The sequence below is a fragment of the Moritella sp. 5 genome (assembly GCF_018219455.1).
In the GTDB taxonomy this organism is placed as follows: Bacteria; Pseudomonadota; Gammaproteobacteria; order Enterobacterales; family Moritellaceae; genus Moritella.
Genome location: NZ_CP056122.1, coordinates 379,732 through 395,337 on the forward strand (window position 1 = coordinate 379,732; position 15,606 = coordinate 395,337).

Genomic DNA, 15,606 nt, shown 5'->3' on the forward strand with positions numbered 1-15,606 from the left:
TTTACAGCCAGCTCGAGATTAAATTAATAACGCTGTGAGGATCAAGGCAATAGAGAGGTTGATTGCCATGTCCATTGTCGCGACACCTATGTTATTTTGTAGGTCAACTTCTTTATTAATATCCACGCCATTAAGAATTAATTTTTTAGCTATGATAGCGAGAATAGTAAAAGCCGTTAGCATTACCAAGCTAAACACCATCCAAGAACCTAAGGTGGTCATGAGATTGGCGGTATCGTAATAAATATAGTTACTGGCTATCGTCACTGCTATCGCGACACCAATCAGGTACCCCCCGTGGCGCATGGCAACGGCAATATTATTGTCGGTAAAGGCTTGTTGCATGGTGGTGCCAAGATTGCCACGTGAATAACGGTGCTCACGGTAGCGGGTCATGAGTAACATTAGTGTTTGGGAGATCAAAAAACCACTAAATATAGCGATAAAGGTGATGACTTCTAACCCTTCAGCCCAGATTAATGTTGAACGAATAATGATTGCGGTGGCAATTGAGGCGCAGGCATCTACAATCGCCACCGCAACATTACGCTGCGCTATTTCAGTATTTTTATCGAGTTGATTGAGCGATACTCGATCATGGATCCAACGGCCAAGTTTAATTAATACCAGTCCTGCTAAGCCGTACAGGCTCATGCCTAATATTTCGATTGGCAGAGTTGCGGCTTTTTCGCCTGTGATGGCTCCAGAAAGTACGATACCTAAGCCAAGGATGGCTCCAGCTAAACTAATACCAAAAGCAAAATTGTCCCGCTTGGCTAATTCATCGGTGGTATCTATGTTATCGACGGCACCGGTGAAAAATCGCATCGCAGAGAGTAGGGTGAGGGCGATGATGAGGTCGGCAATTAAAAACAGTAACAGATCTGACGATAAGAGCGTTTCGAAAACAGACATTAAAGGTTACCTTCTTTTATGATTTTAGCTGCCATAATTCCCCTACTAATGATAAATTTACTAGGTTAATTTATATCGGTAAGTAATAGCATGTAAGACATGGTGTGTCTATATCTCTATTCTTAATATAAATTGTTGAATTAATTGGATCACAAGCCTAATTATATGGATGTCGTTTATGAGTACTGAAGGTCAAATTGTTGATGTATTAGCGGATACAGGTCGGATTTATTGGCAACGTTGGTGCGAACGTAACAAGAGTTATTTAACCTTGTTGTCCGCAGAGCAGATAGCCCAAAGCCAGCGGGTTTTTTCGTTAAGTGATTTTATTGCTGAAAGTTGTATTAATAAGACCGATCTATTATGTGATATTTGGCAATCAGGCTTACTCACTCAATCATCACGCACAGCGCTGGTGGAAGCGCAATTAGCCACTCAGCTTGCGGCCTGTGATTCTGAACCTGCATTACTGCGTACTATTCGTCAATTTCGCCGTTTTCATATGTGTATTATCGCGTGGCGAGAGTTATTACAAGTTGCAACGCTGAGTGAAAGTTTAACCCATACTTCTCACCTTGCAGACTGTTTAATTGAAGGTGCTCTAGAGTGGTTATATCAACTGCAATGTAAAGAACAAGGTACACCCGTTAATCACGAGGGCATTAAGCAGCAGTTGGTTATATTAGCCATGGGTAAATTAGGCGGCGGTGAACTCAATTTCTCATCTGATATTGATCTTATTTTTACGTATCCAGAAACGGGTGAGACAGTTGGTGCTGGACGTACTGTTGTGAATCAGAAATTCTTCCAACGTTTAGGTCAGCGGTTAATTGCGGCATTACATCAAGTCACCGCCGATGGTTTTGCTTACCGCGTGGATATGCGTTTGCGTCCGTTTGGTGATTCAGGCCCTTTAGTCATGAGCTTTAATGCATTTGAAGAATATTACCAAAACCAAGGCCGAGATTGGGAACGCTATGCCATGGTGAAAGCCCGTGCTTTGGGTGGTAATGCAGAAACCAGAGTCGAATTGGAAAAAATGCTACGCCCGTTTATCTATCGTCGTTATGTTGATTTTAGTGCGATTGATGCGCTGCGTAATATGAAGGCTATGATTAAAGCCGAAGTGCGTCGTAAAGGTTTGAAAGACAATATTAAGCTGGGTAGTGGTGGGATTCGCGAAGTGGAGTTCGTGGCACAAACTTTCCAACTTATTCGAGGAGGGCGAGAGCCTATATTACAAATTAAGTCGTTGTTAGCGACGCTTAAAATCTTGCAGTCGCTGGGTGAAATATCAGCAGAAAGCTATACCGTGCTCACAGAAAGTTATTGTTATTTACGCCAGGTAGAAAATATCCTGCAACAAATTAATGATGCGCAAACCCAAACGTTACCGCAATCAGAATTGGATCAACGCCGCTTAATTAGCGTGCTAGGTTATGCTGACTGGGATAGCTTTTATGTTTATATCAATCAAGTGATGGCGAATATTCATCGTGAGTTTAGTCAGGTTATTGGTGGCGATGACGAGGATAATGAAGAATCACAACCAGCGTTAGATTTATGGCATTTAGAGCTCTCAACAGATGAAGCAATAACGTTGCTTGCAGAATATGGTTTGTTGGAACAAGATGCGCAGAATTTTGTTCGAGATTTAAATCATTTTAAAACTGACTACGAACGTAAAACAGTAGGACCTAGGGGTCGACAAACTATTGAAAAATTATTACCTAAACTACTATTTTCGATCTTAAAATCGGATGATCCTGTTGCGTTATTACCGCGTATTATTGCCTTGTTATGCAAAATTTTAAACCGTACTGCTTATTTAGAATTGTTAGCCGAGAATGACTTAGCATTAACACAGTTATTACGTTTGTGTGGGGCAAGTTCGATGGTGGCGAAACAGCTGTCGAGTCACCCCATTTTATTAGATGAGTTATTAGTCCCGTCACACTTATATCACCCAACGCCATTGCATGAATATCGTAGTGAGTTGCGCCAATTTATGCTGCGTATTCCTGAAGAAGATCACGAACAGCAATTAGAAGCGCTACGCCAATATAAACAGACTCAATTGTTACGTATTGCGGCAGCTGATATTGGTGGTGAGTTAGCATTAATGAAGGTGAGTGACCATCTTACATGGTTGGCGGAGGCCGTGATTGATAATGTGGTCAATCTAGCTTGGCAACAATTAGAAGAGAAACATGGCGTTCCCCACAATGTGGTTGAGAGCGGTGAAAAAGGGTTTGCTGTTGTCGCCTATGGCAAGCTTGGTGGTATCGAATTAGGTTATGGCTCGGACTTAGATCTGGTGTTTATCCATAATTGTGAAGCCGCAGGCGTGACCAACGGTGCAAAAGTGATCGATAGCCGTCAATTTTATTTACGATTAGCACAACGCATTATTCATATATTTAGTACGCGTACTAGCACTGGCATTTTGTATGAAGTCGATATGCGTTTACGCCCATCGGGTAGCTCAGGGGTTCTCGCTTGTCCGGTATCTCGATTCTTGGATTATCAATGTAAAGAAGCGTGGACCTGGGAGCATCAATCATTAGTGCGTACCCGTATCGTCTATGGCGATAAGTTGATTCAAAGTCGTTTCACTGAGGTTAAGCGTAGTATTATAGCCAAACCTCGTGATACCACAGAACTGAAAAAACAAGTGGTCGAAATGCGTTTGAAAATGCGTGAGCATTTGTTAAAAACCAATGCTGATCAGTTTGATATAAAGCAGTCAGAGGGCGGCATTACCGATATCGAATTCATGATGCAGTATATTGTATTAAATTATGCTGCGCAGATGCCGAAAATCCAACTCTGGCCTGATAATGTCCGTATTATTAGTCGTTGTGTATCTGAAGGGCTCATTACCGAGGCGTTGGGAACTAGCTTAACCGCAAGCTATTGCCAAATGCGTGATGAAATCCATCGACTTAATTTATTAGGTAAGGAAGGCGTTGTTGCGAATAGTGAATTTGTTGTACAACGTAAAGTTGTTACTGATTACTGGCAACAGTTGTTTGCGGTGTAGTTAAATAAAAATCCTATTGATACTTATATTACAGTGTTTTATCAATAGGATTTTATTTGTTTATTTTGTTATGTAACCGATTATTTATACAAGCTTGGCTCACCTTCCGGACGCGTTTTAAAGCGGCGATGCAACCACATGTATTGTGGCACTTGCTCTAAAATAGATTTTTCACATTCTTTATTGCAGATCGTGGCATCTTTAACTTCATCGCCCGTTGGGAAGCTCTCCAGTGGTGCGCGAATAGTTAACTTATAACGACCATCTGGAAAGCGACTAGAAGACGCTGGGTAGGTTTTCGTATTATTACCTGAGGCGAAAAGCGTGGTGCCAGTAATGGTACAGGCTTTTTCAACCGCAAAAAACGGTACAAATACGCTTCGACGAGGACCATAATCATGATCCGGCGCATACCATAATGGCTCACCTTCATCGAGTACGCGTAACATGCCTTTGATATCTCGGCGGTCAAGCAAACCTTTATTTGAGAGTGTGCGACCACGGCATTGTAAGTATTCCATCAATGGGTTTTTATTCGGGCGATATATTGCATAGGTTGGTCGTAATAAGCCAAAAATACGTGCCGACATTTCCAGTGATAAAAAGTGACCTCCGAGTATTAGCATACCGTTACCGTCAGTCTTTGCTTGGTCTATGTGCTCCTGACCTTCGACAACCATATTCTGCTTAATACGCCAATCTGGCCAGAACCAAGCATTGGCAGTATCAACAACCGCTAAACCAGTATATTTAAAATTCTCTTTTGCTAGGACTTTAATTTCGCTGTCAGATTTCTCTGGGAAACTTAAGGCAAGATTTTGTTGTGCTATTTTTAGACGACGGGGTAATATTTTAGCAACCAAACGGCCTAAAGCACGACCAAATATACTTTGCGCCGTATTCGGTAATAAAGAGATAAGCCATAAAAAAGTAGCGGCGAACAATAATGGCCAGTGTTTGGGATGCAAAAAACTGAGTTTGAATTTCGTGTTTTCTTTGGTGACTATCGGCTTAGCGGTTTTAATTTTATCTGTCATGAAAAATTCTCATTAATACGAGTTAACTCTATTTGCATTTATAAGTGATTGATAATCAAATGTGAATAGATGCATGTTGAGCTGGTATATGCGATTTTAGATATAAAAAAGACGACACTGGTGGTCGTCTTATTATTCTGTATTACATTCTAATTTAGTATTTTGCTTTTAACCCAGCATTAACTAAATTTACATCTTCAGCGTTCAAGGTTCCAGCGGCTTGTTTTAACTGTAACATACTAATGATGTAGTTATAACGTGATCCGGATAATGATTGCTTCGATTGATATAAACCTTTAGTTGCATTTAACACGTCAATAATCGTACGTGTACCTACCCCAAAGCCTGCTTGAGTTGCTTCTAATGCACTTTCAGATGATTTAACCGTTTGCTCATAGGCCTTGATAGAACTTAACGCGGCCGTCACGTTGTTATAATAAGTTCGAATTTTGGTTTGTACTTCACGGCTTGCTTTGGTTAATTGTTCTTGGCTGGCTGTTACTTTATAAACGGCTTGTTTTTCTGTTGAAGTTACTGCGCCACCTGTGTATAGCGGCATACTAAATTCGATGCCCACATTACCTGACGAAACTGTATTTTCGAAGCCTGCACCACCATTGTTATTATCATCGCCATAATCCGTATATTTAGCACCGGCATTTGCGACTAAGTTCAATGACATGTTATCAGTAGAGTTCGCTAGATCGACATTACCTTCTGCAATTTGCTTAGCAATACGTTGGATCTGGATTGATAAATTTTGGTTGTTGGCAGTATCTAACCAATTATCACGCTGGCCATTTGGTGCTGTTGGGCTAAAACGCGCAGTATTCAATGGTGAAATATCGGTATGCGTTAAACCGGTTATTTCGGTTAATGACTCGTAGCTGTTGGCGAGGGTATTTTCAGCGTTAATTACTTCTGCTACTGATAAATCGAAGCTTGATTGTGCCTCTAATACGTCAGTTTTGTCGGTTAGACCCACATTGTAACGTTGGGTCGTTTGTTCTAGTTGACGTTCTACTGCGTCTTTATTACGGTTAGAAAATTCTAAAGTATCGTTGGCTCTTAATACATTAAAGTAAGCATTCGATACGCGCAAGATAAGACTTTGCAGCTCAGCTTGAACGGCAAGTTCACTTTGCTCTGCTTGTTTAGCGGCTTGGCTAACATTAATGAAATTACTTTCTTCATATAATGACTGGGTCAAACGAAGACCAACCGTACTCGTTAACGCGTTACCATTAGAGGTTGTATTAGTTCGATAATCGCTTGTCATTGTGTAACCAAGGTCAGCATTTAAACCAATTTGTGGTAAGTTTGCTGCTTCTTGTTCAGTAATTCTTTCTAGTGCTGCATCGCGATTTGCTTGCGCTTCTAAATATAGTGGATCTTTGGTCAGGGCTTGTTCAAATATTTGTTGTAAATTATCTGCACTTGCTGAGTTTGCAAAAAATGCCAGACCGCAGGCTAGAAGAATCTTATTAAACTTCATTGGTGGTTACCTTAGTGTAAATAGTTGCCGTTATGAACTCGCATAACAATAAGTAATGATAGCTGCTTAGTCAAACTAATAATTATCCAAATAGAGATAGCTAGATTAATCAGATGTTTTTAATTTTATACTAGGTGTTATCTCGAAGCTCGAGTTTTAAACGTTGAATCAATGCCGATATGGTATTATTAGTATATTTACTAGGTATCGTGCCTAAACCCTAGCTGCCAACATGGTATTCACCGTAACTTGTTATTATCAGTATATTTTAGGATATGTAAATGAAAAGTCGAAAGTTAGAAATAGAATCCGAGTATGATATTACGGATATTGAGATAATAAACAAGCAGCAGGTTTTTAACGGTTTTTTTAAAATAAACACCTATACCTTTAAACATAGGTTGTTTTCGGGTGATTGGAGTGGTGAAATTACGCGAGAAGTTTTTGAACGTGGTAACGCTGCTGCAGTCATACCTTACGATGCGGTGAGCGATGAAGTGGTATTAATAGAACAGATTCGCATCCCTGCGATTGAATCCAGTACGCAACCTTGGTTACTGGAGTTAGTGGCTGGTATGATAGATAAACAAGGTGAGGACTCTGCAGAGGTGGTTAAACGCGAAGCCGAAGAAGAAGCGGGCTTAACCGTTGGCCGTTGTGATTTTATTATGCAGTTTCTTGCAAGTCCAGGTGGCACGAGTGAGGCTATTGATCTGTATGTGGGCGAGGTCGATAGCAGTACTGCTGAAGGCGTTCATGGTTTAGCGTGCGAAGGTGAAGATATTCGAGTGCACGTGGTGAGCCGAGAAACTGCTTATAATATGGTGCAAACAGGGCGAATAAATAACGCGACGACTATTATTGGTATCCAGTGGTTACAATTGAATTTTGAAACATTGCAAAAGTCTTGGCTCTAGGGCTACAATGCTTTGTACCCTTTAGGCTAAGTTGTTTGAATCTCTCATGATGTTACCGGTTTCTTATCCGGAATCGTGGAAGTGTGTGCTGGACAGCAGATTTATTAAGTCCTATTAGGTATCCTTTAATAGTCTTAAGGATCTTTCAATCAGACTCGCTGATATGTGGTTACAAGTCAGTGTAGTTATTATTCGACATTACTAGGCAACAGATAACAGATAAAGGATAAGGGTTAAAGATTATTGTGGGCGCGGACATTTCTAAATTAACAGCAAAGCATAACGTCATTAATTTATTACAAGTGACGGATACTCATTTGTTTGCAACGGCTGAGAAGGATCTTCTTGGCGTTAAAACACAGCAGAGCTTTAGCCATGTTATCGATGCTATTTTGCAGAATCAACAACCGTTTGATGCTGTGCTTGCCACGGGCGATATTTCCCAAGATAACAGTATCGCTTCTTATCAATACTTTGCTCAGCATATTAAACGTTTAGATAAACCTTGTTATTGGTTACCTGGTAATCATGACAATATTCCACTTATGGCTGGTGCATTAAAATCTGAAGGTGTCCTGTCGGATAAATATAAAGTTGTTGGTGATTGGCAGATTATTTTATTAGATTCGCAATTAACGGGTTCTCCGTCGGGTTATTTATCACCTGAACAACTTGCATTACTTGACGAGCGATTGAGTTTACATCCTGATAAATATGCATTGGTGGTATTACATCACAATACTTATCCTGTGGGGTGTAAATGGTTAGATCAGCATATTTTGCGTAATCCAGAGGCATTTTTAGCGGTGTTAGCGAAACACCCGAAAGCACGACATGTGTTATTTGGCCATGTGCACCAGCAGTTAGACCAGACTTATGATGGTATTCACTTTATGGCATCTCCGTCTACTTGCTTTCAATTTAAACCACATTGTGATGAATTTACTCTTGATGCGCGAGCGCCTGGCTGGCGTTATTTACAACTACACAGTGATGGTACTATTAATAGTCAGGTTTGGCGTTTGTCTAATCATGATTTTAATCCTGATCTCGAATCTAAAGGTTACTAACAATACTGCTAGAGGTAAATGAACAAATGGCTTCCACGCTTCTACTCTATTTGCACGGTTTTAATAGTTCACCAAAATCGGTTAAAGCACAGCAAATGGCAGACTATATTGCATTGCATCACCCTGATATTACTATCGAAATACCGAATATTTCACCTTATCCTCAAGACGCTTGGCTACAGATCGAACGACTTATTGCACGTTACCCAACGCATCAGCTTGGGGTGGTCGGCAGTTCACTCGGCGGGTATTATGCGACTAAAGTGAATCAACAATTTAATTGTCCAGCGGTGATTATTAATCCCGCCGTAAAACCTTATGAATTGCTGGTGGATTATTTAGGGGAAAATACGAACCCTTATACCCAAGTTAAATTTAATTTAACTGAGCAACACATTGATGAGCTACGGGCATTGGATTGTCAGGCATTAGTTCACCCAGAAACTATCTGGGCACTATTACAGACCGATGATGAAGTGTTAGACTATAAGCAAGCAATAACAAAATACGAAATGGCGAGATTGACGGTAGAGCAGGGTGGCGATCATGCTTTTATTGGATTTGAACGCTATCTTAGCGATATTTTAACCTTTCTTGCATTCAAACCGATGTAACGAACAGCACAAAAGAAACTCATGACACAAGAATATAATGCGGGCTCGATTGAAGTCCTAAATGGTCTCGAACCAGTACGTCGTAGACCCGGAATGTATACTGATACTGTACGTCCTAATCACCTTGGCCAAGAAGTTATCGATAATAGTGTCGATGAAGCGTTAGCGGGTCATGCTCAGAACATTACGGTTACTTTACATGCCGACCAGTCGCTGGAAGTGAGTGATGACGGTCGTGGTATGCCAGTGGACATTCACCCTGTCGAAGGGGTGAGTGGTGTTGAACTGATTTTATCTAAGTTACATGCCGGTGGTAAATTTTCGAACGATAGCTATCAATTTTCTGGTGGTCTACACGGCGTTGGTATTTCGGTTGTAAATGCGTTATCTAAACGTGTAGAAATTACCATTAGACGTGGTGGCCAAATTTATCAAATCGCGTTTGAGCATGGCGATAAAGTGTCTGAACTCGAAGTGATTGGCACCATTGGTATCCGTAATACCGGTACTAAAGTACATTTCTGGCCAGATGCGAGCTATTTTGATTCGGGTAATTTTTCGTCTAAGCGTTTGATGCATAACTTACGTGCGAAAGCGGTATTGTGTCCCGGTTTAAACATTAAATTTGACGATAAAGTAAATAAAGAAAAACATGTATGGTGCTTCGAAAAAGGCCTGCAAGACTATTTAATGGAATCGTTACAGGGATGGGCAACATTACCCGAAGCGCCATTTGTCGGCAGTTTTTCGTCTAATAATGAAGCGGCTGATTGGGCGGTTATTTGGCTACCTGAAGGTGGTGAATCAGTTACCGAAAGTTATGTTAACTTGATCCCAACTGCGCTTGGCGGTACCCACGTGAATGGTTTACGTCAAGGTTTACTCGATGCCATGCGTGAGTTCTGTGAATTCCGTAGCTTATTGCCACGCGGAGTGAAGTTAACGCCGGATGATATTTGGGATCGTTGTTCTTATATCTTGTCGGTTAAAATGCAAGATCCACAATTTGCAGGGCAAACCAAAGAGCGCTTGTCATCACGTCAGTGTGCTGCATTTGTTTCTGGTGTGGTTAAAGATTCGTTTTCATTATGGTTAAACTCAAATACAGACTTGGCTGAATTATTGGCTGATTTGTGTATTAACAACGCCCAGAAACGCTTAAAAGCCAGTAAGAAAGTGGCGCGTAAGCGTGTGACGAGTGGACCTGCATTACCGGGTAAATTAACCGATTGTTCGGGTCAAGACCCTATGCGTTCAGAACTGTTTTTAGTGGAAGGTGACTCTGCTGGTGGCTCCGCAAAACAAGCGCGTGATCGTGAGTTTCAAGCTGTCATGCCACTGCGTGGTAAGATCTTAAATACCTGGGAAGTTGATTCTGCGCAAGTACTTGCTTCAGAAGAAGTTCATAATATTTCGGTGGCGCTGGGTATTGACCCTGACTCGGATGATATTTCTGGTTTACGCTACGGCAAAATCTGCATCTTAGCCGATGCCGATTCCGATGGTCTACACATTGCGACTTTGCTATGCGCTTTGTTCTATAAACATTTTAGAGCCATGGTTGAAGCCGGGCATGCGTTTGTCGCGATGCCGCCGCTATACCGTATTGATATTGGCAAAGAAGTTTTTTATGCATTAGATGAAGCTGAAAAAAACGGTATTATTGACCGTATTGAAGCCGAGAAGAAACGCGGTAAAATCAACGTACAACGCTTTAAAGGACTGGGTGAAATGAATCCGCTACAATTGCGGGAAACCACTATGGACCCTAATACTCGTCGTTTGGTCCGTTTAACGATTGATAACGCAGATGAAACACTGGCGATGATGGATATGCTGCTTGCCAAAAAACGTTCTGCGGATCGCCGTACTTGGTTAGAAGATAAAGGTGACATGCTCAGCGATAGCTAGGCCGTGATTAACATATAAGTGAATCCTTATTACGACCCACAACATGGTTGCAGTCCTTGCAGCCATGTATCCCCTACCTCTTTTTGAGAGTTATTATCATTTAGACTTGTGAATCTTTTTATATTCTTATAGACTCCATTCATAATGTAAACAATTCGTATTTAGAGGTAAAGATGAAAAAGGGAATATTTGGTTTATCTGCTTTGGCATTAACAACGTCACTAATGAGCGCCACTGCTTTTGCTGGTGAAGAAGTTAATATTTATTCAAATCGCCAAGCTAATTTGCTTAATCCGATCCTTGAACAATACACTAAAGATACTGGTGTGAAGGTGAACATTGTATTTGCGAAGAAAGGACTTGCAGATAGAATGAAACGTGAAGGTCGTTTATCAAAAGCCGATCTATTATTAACAACTGATATCAGCCGTTTAGTTGAAGCTGTTGATAGCGGCGTTACTCAGCCTGTATCAAGCGACGTATTAGAAGATAACATTCCAGCGCAATACCGTGACCCAGATGGCGAATGGTTTGCACTAACAACACGTGTACGTAATATCTATACTTCACGTGAAGTTTATGGCGACGTTGCTAACATCACTTATGAAGAACTTGCAGACCCTAAATATAAAGGTCAAATCTGTACTCGTTCAGGTAAACACCCATACAACGTAGCACTTATCTCATCGATGATCTCACATCACGGTGAAGCTGAAGCAAAAGTATGGTTAGAAGGTGTTAAAGCTAACTTAGCACGTAAACCACAAGGTAACGACCGTGCACAAGTTAAAGCGATTAAAGAAGGCGTTTGTACCGTTGCTCTTGGTAATAGCTACTACTTAGGCAAAATGTTGAAAGATCCAAAACAAATTGCTTGGGCTGAATCTGTTAACATTAACTTCCCTAACCAAAAAAACCACGGCGCGCATGTAAACGTTTCTGGTATGGTATTAGCGAAATACGCACCGAACAAAGGTAACGCAGTTAAACTGATGGAATACCTGTCTGGCGCGAAAGCACAACAAATGTATGCTGAAGTTAACATGGAATACCCAGTTAAAGCGGGTATTAAAGCATCTAAGCTAGTTTCATCTTGGGGTGAGTTCAATGCTGACTACATGCCTGTAGCAGAGATTGCAAAACATCGTAAAGCTGCACTAAGACTACTTGATGAAGTTAAATTCGACTTGTAAAATAGCGTATAGACCCTATATTACATGGGGTTAACAGTTAATGTTACGGCCTGATTAGGCTGTTAACGGACTGATTTAAAGGTTGGTATAGTTACTTAGTAACTGACCAGCCTTTTCGCGTATCTAAACAGGAGTTATTTTTCCGTTCATGAATCATAAGTTAGCCTTTTCTTGGCATTCTAGTAGTTGGTTTATTGCGATTATGTTAGCGCTACCTATTGCCGCGTTGTTTTATCAGGCAATTGGCCCCAGTGCAGATGTTTTTCAACACCTTGTAGATACAGTTCTTCTCGACTACGTTCAAAATACCTTCATCCTTGTTTTTCTCGTTTGTTTAATCAGTAGTATTATTGCCTTACCAGCTGCTTGGCTGATCGCCATGTGTAATTTTCCTGGACGTAAAATTTTACAATGGGCATTGATGTTACCAATGGCTATGCCTGCTTATATTGTGGCCTATATTTATACTGATATGTTTGATTATGCAGGTCCGGTACAAATTGCCTTACGCGCTGTGTTTGACTGGCAGAGTGCCAGTGATTATTGGTTCTTTGATATCCGAACGATACCCGGAGCTGCCACTGTATTAGCGCTGGTACTATACCCTTATCTCTATTTATTAGCGCGAACTTCATTTTTGGAGCAGTCAACTAGCCTTATCCAAGCAAGCCGTGTACTCGGCAGTTCAGCACTATCGAGCTGTATTCGTGTGTCATTACCCCTTGCGCGTCCTGCAATTGCTGTTGGTTTATCGCTGATCGCGATGGAGACTGTTGCTGATTTTGCTACGGTGAATTATTTCGCGGTAAATACGTTAACCACTGCGGTTTATGATACTTGGATTGGTCACGGTAGTTTAACGGCTGCCGCACAATTATCGGTGATGACGTTATCGGTGATCTTATTGTTTGTCGGTTTAGAGCGTTTTGCACGTCGTAAACAACAAGTATTTCAAAAAAGCATGCTGCATGAGCAAGAGGTGCGTTATCAGTTAACGGGCTGTGCCAAGTTGTTGGCGATGGTTTGGTGCTGGTTGTTGGTGTTTGCTGGTTTCTTATTACCGTTTGCGGTATTAGTTAATTATGCATGGCATTACTTTGCTGAATCTTGGACAGAGGAGTTCTTTCAATACAGTGCAAACAGCTTAATTCTTGCGGTTATCGTAGCTGGTTTAGCGGTTCTTTGTGCAATATTATTGGGTTTATACCGTCGTTTAGTCGGTTCTAAATATGCGACTATTCCTGCACGCATCAGCACCATGGGTTATGCATTACCCGGTACTGTATTAGCTATTGGTATTATTATTCCGTTAACGTCGGCCGACTTTTTATTAAATGATATGACTGAATTGTTGTGGGACTGGACTCCGGGTCTGGTCTTTACTGGCACTAGTTTTGCGCTTATCTTTGCTTATCTTATTCGTTTTTCAGCGATCGCGGTGGGTTCTATTGAAAGCAGTATTGATAAAATATCGCCGTCACTAGATATGGTCACGCGCACGCTGGGACACCGCCCACATAGTATGATCCGTAAAATTCATATTCCCTTGATCCGGAAAGGTGTATTGGCAGCATTTTTGTTAGTCTTCATTGAATCAATGAAAGAGTTGCCAACGGCTTTGTTATTACGTCCATTTAACTATGAAACGCTAGCGACTTACGTATTTCAGTTTGCTTCTGATGAAATGTTAGAGCAGGCTGCATTAGCGGCCATTGTGATTGTGTTAGTTGGATTAATTCCGCTTATTTTCTTGAACCGTTCTTTGGAGCAACAGCACTGATGACACTATCTTCTTCACCTGCTTTACGTATTTCTGATCTGCATTGTAGTTATGCTGGCGTCGATATTTTAATGGGGCTTGATCTGAGTTTAGGTAAAAACGAAATTCTGTGTTTATTAGGCCCAAGTGGTTGTGGTAAAACGACGACGTTAAAATTGATCGCGGGCTTATTACCACCCACGCAAGGTCGCATCGAAATTAACGGTAATGTCGTTGATAATGGCCGATTTAATCTGGCACCAGAAAAGCGTAATGTCGGCATGATCTTTCAGGATTACGCTTTATTTCCACATTTGACAGTGACTGACAATGTGCTGTTTAGTTTGCATAAACAGAGTAAAACTAAACAACAAGAGAAACTGGATTATATGCTTAATCTCGTTAACTTAAGTGAATTCTCCGATCGTTATCCGCACCAGCTATCGGGTGGTCAGCAACAACGCGTTGCAATTGCCCGGGCGTTAGCAAGTTCGCCAGAGTTGTTATTATTGGACGAACCCTTTTCTAATATTGATAGCCAGGTTCGTCATCATTTAATTGAAGAGATGCGAGGTTTGCTTAAATCCTACAACATGAGCGCTATTTTTGTTACTCACAGTAAAGAAGAAGCGTTTGCTTTTGCTGATCGTTTAGCGGTTTTTAATCAAGGCAAGATTGAGCAGCTAGGGACACCAAGTGAGCTATATAACCAACCTGCGACACGCTTTGTCGCGGATTTCTTAGGTAAGGTTAACTATTTAGATGCAGTGGTCGTAGATGAGTACAGTGTAAATACAGTATTAGGTGTTATTAGCAGTGAGCAGAAATTAGCAGCGGCGGTTGGTGAACAAAAACTGTTAGCATTAAGACCACAGCAATTAAAATTAGTTATCGCAGAGCAGGGAATTGCGACGATCACCCAACAACAATTTTTAGGTATAACGACTCATTGTACGATTGGTATAGCCACAAGCATGTTGACTGAGAACGAGTTGGAATTATCTGTATCCATGCAGCAGCCCATGACTGTTGGTGATATGGTTAATGTGACTGTAGAAAGCCATGATTTAGTATTATTTGAGCTAGATTAAGTGATTAACTAAAATAATGTTTGGCGTGCGAATCGTCGCTGCGCCAAACATAAATACGCTGATTACAGATATTCAAATAACTCTTTTACTGCACTATCTACTTCTGCAATAATAGCTGTGCTAGTAGGGGTGATGAAAATAGTATCATCGCCTGCAATAGTCCCTAAAATACCTTCAGTACGCCCTAGTGAGTCTAATAAACGAGCGATCAATTGCGCCGAGCCTGGGCTAGTTTGGATCACAATCAGACATTCATTATGGGTAATATCTAATACTAAGCTTTTTAATTGGCTGCTAATCGTTGGTACACCTAACTCTGCAGGTAGGCAATAAACCATTTCATCTTTGGCATTGCGCGTGCGTACTGCGCCAAACTTACTGAGCATTCTTGAGACTTTTGACTGGTTAACGCTGTCAAACCCTTGTTCTTTAAGCGCATCAACGATGTCACCTTGTGAACCTAAGTGCTCTTCTTTTAATAATCCTTTAAATGCTTTTACTAACTGATCTTGTTTTTCACTCATACTTGTTACCATGTCAGTTGATTCATCTATAATTCAA

General features: G+C 41.0%; 12 protein-coding genes. 8 read left to right on the forward strand and 4 right to left on the reverse strand.

Annotated elements, in window-relative coordinates:
* Window positions 1–18 precede the first annotated feature (18 nt).
* Entirely contained in the window at window positions 19–915 is an 897-nt protein-coding gene (locus tag HWV01_RS01800) for a DUF350 domain-containing protein (protein WP_211673808.1), read from the reverse strand.
* Window positions 916–1,093: 178 nt separating this feature from the next.
* Here HWV01_RS01800 and glnE point away from each other — a divergent pair, with 178 nt between their 5' ends.
* On the forward strand, window positions 1,094–3,958 hold the full coding sequence (gene glnE, locus HWV01_RS01805) for a bifunctional [glutamate--ammonia ligase]-adenylyl-L-tyrosine phosphorylase/[glutamate--ammonia-ligase] adenylyltransferase (protein ID WP_211673809.1): 2,865 nt from the start codon (window positions 1,094–1,096) through the stop codon (window positions 3,956–3,958).
* 80 nt (window positions 3,959–4,038) lie between these two features.
* On the opposite strand, the gene lpxL is transcribed toward glnE, so the two are convergent.
* Complete coding sequence (gene lpxL, locus HWV01_RS01810) at window positions 4,039–4,995, reverse strand: LpxL/LpxP family Kdo(2)-lipid IV(A) lauroyl/palmitoleoyl acyltransferase (RefSeq protein ID WP_211673810.1); 957 nt, start codon at window positions 4,993–4,995, stop codon at window positions 4,039–4,041.
* Window positions 4,996–5,149: 154 nt separating this feature from the next.
* Window positions 5,150–6,490, reverse strand: coding sequence for a TolC family outer membrane protein (locus HWV01_RS01815; protein WP_211673811.1), 1,341 nt, complete (start codon window positions 6,488–6,490; stop codon window positions 5,150–5,152).
* A 281-nt stretch (window positions 6,491–6,771) separates the two neighbouring features.
* On the opposite strand from HWV01_RS01815, the gene nudF reads away from it, so the two are divergent.
* The 7 genes from nudF (at window position 6,772) to HWV01_RS01850 (ending at window position 15,045) form a co-directional block, all read left to right on the forward strand.
* Window positions 6,772–7,407 carry an ADP-ribose diphosphatase gene (nudF, locus tag HWV01_RS01820; RefSeq protein ID WP_211673812.1) on the forward strand — a complete coding sequence of 212 codons (636 nt, stop codon included), beginning with the start codon at window positions 6,772–6,774 and terminating at the stop codon, window positions 7,405–7,407.
* A 245-nt stretch (window positions 7,408–7,652) separates the two neighbouring features.
* Window positions 7,653–8,477 (forward strand): 3',5'-cyclic-AMP phosphodiesterase, encoded by an 825-nt coding sequence (gene cpdA / locus HWV01_RS01825; RefSeq protein ID WP_211673813.1) that lies wholly within the window; start codon window positions 7,653–7,655, stop codon window positions 8,475–8,477.
* 26 nt (window positions 8,478–8,503) lie between these two features.
* The gene (gene yqiA / locus HWV01_RS01830; RefSeq protein ID WP_211673814.1) at window positions 8,504–9,091 is read left to right on the forward strand and encodes an esterase YqiA; all 588 of its coding nucleotides are present in this window, start codon (window positions 8,504–8,506) and stop codon (window positions 9,089–9,091) included.
* Window positions 9,092–9,112: 21 nt separating this feature from the next.
* Window positions 9,113–11,002 (forward strand): DNA topoisomerase IV subunit B, encoded by a 1,890-nt coding sequence (gene parE / locus HWV01_RS01835; RefSeq protein WP_211673815.1) that lies wholly within the window; start codon window positions 9,113–9,115, stop codon window positions 11,000–11,002.
* Window positions 11,003–11,175: 173 nt separating this feature from the next.
* Window positions 11,176–12,195 (forward strand): Fe(3+) ABC transporter substrate-binding protein, encoded by a 1,020-nt coding sequence (locus HWV01_RS01840; protein ID WP_211673816.1) that lies wholly within the window; start codon window positions 11,176–11,178, stop codon window positions 12,193–12,195.
* Window positions 12,196–12,343: 148 nt separating this feature from the next.
* The gene (locus HWV01_RS01845) at window positions 12,344–13,975 is read left to right on the forward strand and encodes an iron ABC transporter permease (RefSeq protein ID WP_211673817.1); all 1,632 of its coding nucleotides are present in this window, start codon (window positions 12,344–12,346) and stop codon (window positions 13,973–13,975) included.
* Window positions 13,975–15,045, forward strand: a complete 1,071-nt coding sequence (locus HWV01_RS01850; protein ID WP_211673818.1) for an ABC transporter ATP-binding protein — start codon at window positions 13,975–13,977, stop codon at window positions 15,043–15,045. Before HWV01_RS01845 ends, HWV01_RS01850 begins: the two co-directional genes overlap by 1 nt.
* Before the next feature lie 62 nt (window positions 15,046–15,107).
* Here the strand turns inward: HWV01_RS01850 and argR are convergent, their stop codons facing one another.
* Complete coding sequence (gene argR / locus HWV01_RS01855) at window positions 15,108–15,569, reverse strand: transcriptional regulator ArgR (RefSeq protein WP_211673819.1); 462 nt, start codon at window positions 15,567–15,569, stop codon at window positions 15,108–15,110.
* Window positions 15,570–15,606 lie beyond the last annotated feature (37 nt).

What these genes read in the sequence shown, in the direction of transcription:
- HWV01_RS01850 (WP_211673818.1), top strand. Translation starts at nt 13,975, where the DNA reads ATGACACTATCTTCTTCACCTGCTTTACGTATTTCTGATCTGCATTGT.
- lpxL (WP_211673810.1), bottom strand. Translation starts at nt 4,995, where the DNA reads ATGACAGATAAAATTAAAACCGCTAAGCCGATAGTCACCAAAGAAAAC.
- HWV01_RS01800 (WP_211673808.1), bottom strand. Translation starts at nt 915, where the DNA reads ATGTCTGTTTTCGAAACGCTCTTATCGTCAGATCTGTTACTGTTTTTA.
- glnE (WP_211673809.1), top strand. Translation starts at nt 1,094, where the DNA reads ATGAGTACTGAAGGTCAAATTGTTGATGTATTAGCGGATACAGGTCGG.
- HWV01_RS01815 (WP_211673811.1), bottom strand. Translation starts at nt 6,490, where the DNA reads ATGAAGTTTAATAAGATTCTTCTAGCCTGCGGTCTGGCATTTTTTGCA.
- argR (WP_211673819.1), bottom strand. Translation starts at nt 15,569, where the DNA reads ATGAGTGAAAAACAAGATCAGTTAGTAAAAGCATTTAAAGGATTATTA.
- HWV01_RS01840 (WP_211673816.1), top strand. Translation starts at nt 11,176, where the DNA reads ATGAAAAAGGGAATATTTGGTTTATCTGCTTTGGCATTAACAACGTCA.
- parE (WP_211673815.1), top strand. Translation starts at nt 9,113, where the DNA reads ATGACACAAGAATATAATGCGGGCTCGATTGAAGTCCTAAATGGTCTC.
- yqiA (WP_211673814.1), top strand. Translation starts at nt 8,504, where the DNA reads ATGGCTTCCACGCTTCTACTCTATTTGCACGGTTTTAATAGTTCACCA.
- nudF (WP_211673812.1), top strand. Translation starts at nt 6,772, where the DNA reads ATGAAAAGTCGAAAGTTAGAAATAGAATCCGAGTATGATATTACGGAT.
- HWV01_RS01845 (WP_211673817.1), top strand. Translation starts at nt 12,344, where the DNA reads ATGAATCATAAGTTAGCCTTTTCTTGGCATTCTAGTAGTTGGTTTATT.